The organism is Mesorhizobium sp. M7A.F.Ca.MR.245.00.0.0, from assembly GCF_003997415.1.
Lineage (GTDB): Bacteria > Pseudomonadota > Alphaproteobacteria > Rhizobiales > Rhizobiaceae > Mesorhizobium.
Window position 1 is genome coordinate 1 of the sequence record NZ_RZTE01000083.1, and the last position, 6102, is coordinate 6102.

The 6102-nt window shown below is 63.2% G+C and carries 4 protein-coding genes and 1 pseudogene; all 5 read right to left on the reverse strand.

Annotated elements, in window-relative coordinates; genetic code table 11:
• Positions 1 to 82: 82 nt before the first annotated feature.
• Positions 83 to 1579 (reverse strand): sugar ABC transporter ATP-binding protein, encoded by a 1497-nt coding sequence (locus EOB80_RS33975; RefSeq protein ID WP_127332339.1) that lies wholly within the window; start codon positions 1577 to 1579, stop codon positions 83 to 85.
• Positions 1579 to 2628, reverse strand: a complete 1050-nt coding sequence (locus tag EOB80_RS33980; RefSeq protein WP_127332341.1) for a hypothetical protein — start codon at positions 2626 to 2628, stop codon at positions 1579 to 1581. Before EOB80_RS33980 ends, EOB80_RS33975 begins: the two co-directional genes overlap by 1 nt.
• A complete protein-coding gene (locus tag EOB80_RS33985; RefSeq protein ID WP_127332343.1) occupies positions 2625 to 4748 on the reverse strand; it encodes an SMP-30/gluconolactonase/LRE family protein in 2124 nt (707 codons plus the stop codon). The genes EOB80_RS33980 and EOB80_RS33985 overlap by 4 nt, the downstream gene beginning before the upstream one ends.
• Before the next feature lie 81 nt (positions 4749 to 4829).
• Positions 4830 to 5855: a sugar ABC transporter substrate-binding protein gene (locus EOB80_RS33990; protein ID WP_127271251.1), complete on the reverse strand. Its 1026-nt coding sequence runs from the start codon at positions 5853 to 5855 to the stop codon at positions 4830 to 4832.
• A gap of 65 nt (positions 5856 to 5920) precedes the next feature.
• Positions 5921 to 6102, reverse strand: a pseudogene (locus EOB80_RS33995) (ABC transporter permease); the annotation flags it as partial.

A 6102-nucleotide genomic window follows, 5' to 3' on the forward strand; every position in this document is an offset into this window, starting at 1 on the left:
TCGCTGCGCTCCTTGCTCCGCCCGTGGATGACGAAGGGATGGATGTCCTGGCCAATTATCAACGTAGGCACCAGCCAAAAACCTAATGCACGGCCGCGTACATGATCTTCTCCTCCGTGGCCTCGGCCGGCGAAAATTCCTCGACGATGCGGCCCTGGCGGCAGACCAGGATGCGGTCGGACAGGTTCATGATCTCCGGCAGGTAGGACGAGATGACGACGACGGCCAGGCCCTCGTCGGCCAGCCGGTTGATGATCTGATGGATCTCGGCGATCGCGCCGACATCGACGCCGCGCGTCGGCTCGTCGAAGATGACGATGCGCGGCTGCTGCACCAGCCCCTTGCCGATCACCACCTTCTGCTGGTTGCCGCCGGACAGTTCGACGACGCGCGCATTGTCGTTGATCGCCTTGATGTTCAGCGTCTTCGTCCATTCGGCTGAGAGCGCGCGCATTTCCTGCGCATTGATCACCCAGGCCTTTTCCCGGCCCGCCGCCAGCAGTCCGCCGAACAGGTTCTCGGCAATGCCCATCGTCTCGAAGATGCCCTCGCTCTTGCGATCCTCGGTGACATAGACGATGCCGTCGGCCACCGCCTCGCTCGGCACGAGATAGCGCACCGGCCTGTCATCGAGCTCGATGGCGCCGCCGCGCAGAAAGTCGCGCTTGTAGATGCCGGAGACGATCTTGAAGGTTTCGGTGCGGCCGGAGCCAATCAGCCCGAACACACCGGTGATCTGGCCCTCGAAGATCGAGAAGGACGTGTTGCGCACGACATTGCTCATCGAGATGTCCTGCACCGACAGCACCTTCTTGCCCGCCTTGCGAAGCTTCGCTTCGTCGCGCTGCCGGTAGATCTGCCCCGACAGCCTGCGCCCGACCATTGCGGACACGATCCTGTCGCGATCGAAAGCAGACGTGTCGTCGGTGATGACCAGCTCGCCGTCGCGCAGGATGGTGATGCGGTCGGCGATATCGAGCGCCTCTTCCAGCGCGTGGCTGATGAAGACGATCGACACGCCGCTCGCCTTCAGCCGCCGGATCAGCGCGAAGAAGTGCCGCTTTTCTTCCGGCGTCAGCGTCGCCGTCGGCTCGTCGAAGATGATGATCTCGGCATTGTGGTGCACCGCGCGCGCGATCTCGACCATCTGCCGCTTGGCAGCACCCAGCGTCGCCACCATGGCGTTCGGGTCGACGGGAAAGTTCAGCGATTGCAGGAATTGCTGCGCCGAAATGTAGGTGCCGCGCAGCCGGTTGAGGAACTTTTCGGTGCCGAGATAGAGGTTCTGCGCCACCGTCATCGACGGCACCAGGCTCGTCTCCTGGAACACCATTGCGATGCCGGCTTCAAGCGCTGCGTGCGGCGAGGCGTAGGCGATCTCTTGCCCCTTGTGGAACATCTTGCCCGAGGTGGCGTCGACCACACCGGCGATGATCTTGGTCAACGTCGATTTTCCCGCACCATTCTCGCCGAGCAGCGCGTGGATTTCGCCTTTGCGCAGGTCGAAGCTGACATTCTTCACCGCGGGCACGCCGCGGTAGTTCTTGGTGACATTCTCCAGACGAACGATCGGTTCCATCAGAAACCTCCCGTGGCGACGGAAAGGATGCAGTCGCCGCCTTTGGAGGCGACAAACAGAAGGCCGTCCTTTTCCGCAACGCTGCAGATGCCATGGCGCGTGCCGTTGGCGCGGCTGTGCAGGCTGAATTGCGGCTGCATCTTCTGGTCGAGCCTGACCACCAGCCCGTAGGAGCGGCTCGGCGACCACGGCTTGTGGATGCCCATGGTGCGGATGCCGCCGCATTGCAGCGGCTCGAGGAAGCTGCGGCTGGAGGCCAGCGCCGGCGCGATCCAGTAGGCAGGCGGCACCTGGCTCAGCATGTCCTGACGGTATTGCGTTTCCTGCAGCACGAATTCGATCAGCCGGTTGCGCGGCGCAAACAAGGCCAGCCACGCCCCACCATCGGCGGAAGGTGACAGCCGCGCGGGATAGCCGGGCAGATGCGTCAGAACCGTCGAGCGGCTGCCCGTCGCGCCATCGAAACGCACCAACTGATGACGCCAGCTTTCGCTGACTAGCACATCGCTGCCGACTGGATGCAGGCCATAGGGAAAGGCAATCTCGCCGGCGACTTTGCGGAAATCACCGCCCGCGGCGTCTCGCTTCCACAGCGAACCGGAGGCACCCTTCTTCATCAGATCGGCGGCCCATTGCGACGGCGCGTGCTCGGCCGAGCCATTGGCCAGCCACAACGTGCCGTCATCCGCATAGGCAAGTGCGGTGATGCAGCTGAGGTCAGCCGGCAGCGAAACGTCGCTGCCGCCAATCAGCAGCTTTCCGCTTTCCAGCCCGACCGTCAGTTCACCGGATGGCGACAGCGCCAGCGCGGTGACGGCAGACGGAAAAGTCTCGACCACGACAGGTTCCGCTCCAGCCGCAATCGAATGGATGGCGTTGCCGCTGGAGGCCAGCAGCCTGTCACCGGCGACGAGCAGATTGTCTGGTTCCGTCATCTCGGCGAAAGCCGGCGCATCATCCAGCCGCGTATTGGGGCGAAAAGCGCCGTCGAGCGGCGGGATGGTGACCGCCTTGCCGCGAAACAGGTCCAGCACCGGATCGAGGATCATGGCTTCGCCCCCCAATAGGAAGCGGGACTGGTCCAGTCCGGGTCGGCGCCTGCGATCTTGTAGCGGCCGATGCGGTTGTTGAGGATGCCGCCGACGAACAGATATCCCTTGTGCTCGCGCATCGAGGTGACCATCGGGTGCGCGCCACCGGTGAGGTCGCCCATCGCCTCGACAATGCCGCCCTTCTCGTTGAACTTGACCACGCCGCCGGTGTTGATGTTGGGGAACAGCCATTCATCCTGCGGCAGGCGGCGCGTCATGCGCTTGCGCATGTCGGGATGGCGCAGCGACAGGTCGAAGCTCGGCGTGCGCATGCCGAGCCACGCCATCCAGTAATTGCCATCGGAGGCGCGGTTGATGTTGTCGGGATAGCCCGGCATGTCGCGGATGACGCATTCGGCGGTGCCGGCTTTCGGTCCTTCCAGCCAGTAGCGATGCACGCGGCAGGCCCAGCTTTCGGCGAAGAACAGCGACTTGCCGTCATGCGCCATGCACACACCGTTGGTGTAGCGGTAACCGTCGAGCAGCGTCTTCGTCAAACCATCCTTCGGATCGTAGACCAGCAGCCGGCCGGTGGCGCGGTTCTCGATCGAATCCAGCGCCCAGTCATGTGCGTCGTAACGCTTGGTCGAGTCGGTGAAATAGATGCGCCCGTCGGGTGCGATGTCGCAGTCATTGGGGTCACGCAAACGCGCATCGTCGACGATCGAGGTCCACGAACGCGATGTCTCCGCCGACAGGCGTTTGACCTCCCGATCCGGCGAGACCGAATAGAGCCCCATGGCGCCGACGCAGCTGATCAGATTGCCCGATTTGTCGAAGGCGAGGCCGAGCGGGAAGCCGCCTATATGGGCAAACACTTCCGATTTGACATAGTCCGGCGCGAAGAAACGGACGATCTCGCCATGACGCGTGCCGCAATAGAGATTGTCGTCGCGGTCGAGGATGACGTCTTCTGGCCCCTCCAGCTCGCCAAGCCCGATATGCTCTGCGGCGGACAACCGGTTGTCGAGCTCGTAGGGTGTGCCCGAACCAGGTGCAGCCGACTGTGTCTCGCCCATCTTGAGATAGACCGGCGCGACATAGACCTCGTTCAGCACCTTGTGGCGGTTCTTCAGCCAGCGGATGTCGATGGTCACCGCGACCGCCAGCATGATGCCCAGCACCATCTGGTTGGTGCCGGTGCCATAGCCCAGCCGGATCAGCCCGTTGGTCATGGTCAGCACGATGATGGCGCCCATCAGCCCCTTGATCACCGAGCCGCGGCCGCCGCCAAGGCTGACGCCGCCGACCACCGCCGCCGTCAGCGCCATGATTTCCAGATTGAGGCCGGTGCCCGGCCCTGCCCCACTCAGCCGGCAAGCGATGAGGAAGCCGCTGATCGAGGCGCAGAAGCCGGAGAAGACGTAGGTCATGAACACGGTGCGGCGCACGCGGATGCCGGCATTGTGCGCCGAGCGCCTGGAGCCGCCGACCGCCAGCACGTGCCAGCCCGGCCGTGAACGGGTCAGCGCGATATGGGTGACGATGGCCAGGATGATCGCCAGCCACACCGAGACCGACAGCCCCCAGAAGGTGCCGTCGCCGATGAAATCCAGCACGTCCGAGGTGGCGCCGGAAAGTTGCACATCGGCGGCATAAGTGGTGACCAGGATGTCGAACAGCGCGCGGCCGAAGATGAAGGTGACTAGCGTGGTGAGAAAGGCGCGCAGCCTGAAATAGCCGACCAGATAGCCGTTGATCGCACCGAACAGCAATCCTGTGGCGATCGATGCGGCAAGCGCCAGCCACACGGACTGATCGAGGATGAAGAAGACATAGACCGCGGAAAAACAGGAGAGCGCGAAGATCGAACCGACCGACAGGTCGATGCCGCCGCCCAGCATGACCACCGTCATGCCGGTGACGATCAGCGAGAACTCGCCAAGCTGACGGGTCGAATCCTGCAGCGCCGTCAGCTTGAAGAAGCCCGGGATGAGCGAGCCGAAGGTTGCCAGCGTCGCCACCAGCGCCAGGAACGGAATGGCGTTGTCGGTCCAGCGCTTGGTCAGGATCTCACCGACGACATGGTCGGGCACGAGATTGTAGCGCCAGGACTGGAGCCGTTCGCGAAAGGACATCAGGTCACTGCTGCAAGAGAAAAGACAAAGAGGTGGCCAGCAATCCGACCACCTCATCGATATCGATTGAAGAGGCTTGGCTTACTTCGCCGCCGCTTCGGCCTGCAGGGCCTTCAAGTCCCAGCAGCTATCGGGCTTCAGGTCAGCCTTGGTCGTCGCCTTCTCCAGCGTGTAGATGTAGGTGTGCGAGGTGCCGGCCGGCTGGCCGCTCTGCAGCAGGAACTTGATGATGGCGTTCATGTCGCCCGACTGGCGGGCAAGATCGGTCATCACCACAGCGCCATAGGTGCCGTCCTGCAGCTTGTCGCAATCGGCCGCCTTCTCGCCACCGCCCGTGGTGACCAGGAACACCTTGCCGTCGAGCTTGGCGTCGCGGATCGCGGCAGCCGCGCCGGTGGCATCGCCGTCCCAGAAATCGATGATGGCGCAGATGTCGGGATTCTGCTGCAGCATCGTCGTCGTCACGTTGCGCGAGGTGGTCGCGTCCCAGTTGGAATCCGGCTTGGCCACCACCTTGAAGTCGGGGTTCTTGTCCAGCACCTTCATGATGCCGGCATATTGGTAGAGGCTCGACGAATTGGCCTGGTCGCCTTGCACCAAACCGAGCTTCTTGGAGGAGTTCGGGCCGCAGCCCTTGATCGCCGCTTCGGCCTCGAGCTGGCCGAGCCGGTCCCAGTCGCTGCCGACAAAGGCGTCGGCCGGGAAATTGGCCGGATTGTCGACCAAAATCACATAGGTGCCGGCGGCTTGCGCCTTCTTCATCAGCTTGGCATAGGAATTGAGGTCCGGCGAATGGATGATCAGCACATCCGGCCTGGTGTCCGACGAGATCGCGTCGGTGATCGCTTGCGCGCCGGCGTCGACGACCCAGTTCGGATCGCGTGTCTCGAAGGTGCCGCCCCAGGCTTCGACTTCCTTCTTCAGGAAATGCGTCCAGCCCTGTGCCAGGTCGAAACCCATCGCCATCGGCACCAGCATGACGCGCTTGCCCTTGAGCGCCTGTGCGTAAGCCGCCGGGCCAGGATCGTCGGCGGCAAAGGTTGGCGCCACGAAGGCGGTAACGGCAAGCGCCGTGGCCGCTGCCATGAGTGTTCTGATCAGTTTCATGTCACATCCTCTGGTTTGGTTTTGTTATCAGCGGCCGGCCCCAACCGTCCGCCGCAGTTCAGGTACTAAATGTCACCCTGCTGGGCGGTCTGTTCGTCACGTGGGTTGATGATGCCGTCGACGATGATAGCGCCGAGCAGGATCGCGGCCTTGATCAGGTTCTGGTAGAGCAGCGGGATGTCGATGATGGTCATGGCGTTGAGCAGGATGCCGATCAGTGCCGCCCCCACCAGCACGTTGCGCACCC

What these genes read in the sequence shown, in the direction of transcription:
- EOB80_RS33980 (WP_127332341.1), bottom strand. Translation starts at nt 2,628, where the DNA reads ATGATCCTCGATCCGGTGCTGGACCTGTTTCGCGGCAAGGCGGTCACC.
- EOB80_RS33975 (WP_127332339.1), bottom strand. Translation starts at nt 1,579, where the DNA reads ATGGAACCGATCGTTCGTCTGGAGAATGTCACCAAGAACTACCGCGGC.
- EOB80_RS33990 (WP_127271251.1), bottom strand. Translation starts at nt 5,855, where the DNA reads ATGAAACTGATCAGAACACTCATGGCAGCGGCCACGGCGCTTGCCGTT.
- EOB80_RS33985 (WP_127332343.1), bottom strand. Translation starts at nt 4,748, where the DNA reads ATGTCCTTTCGCGAACGGCTCCAGTCCTGGCGCTACAATCTCGTGCCC.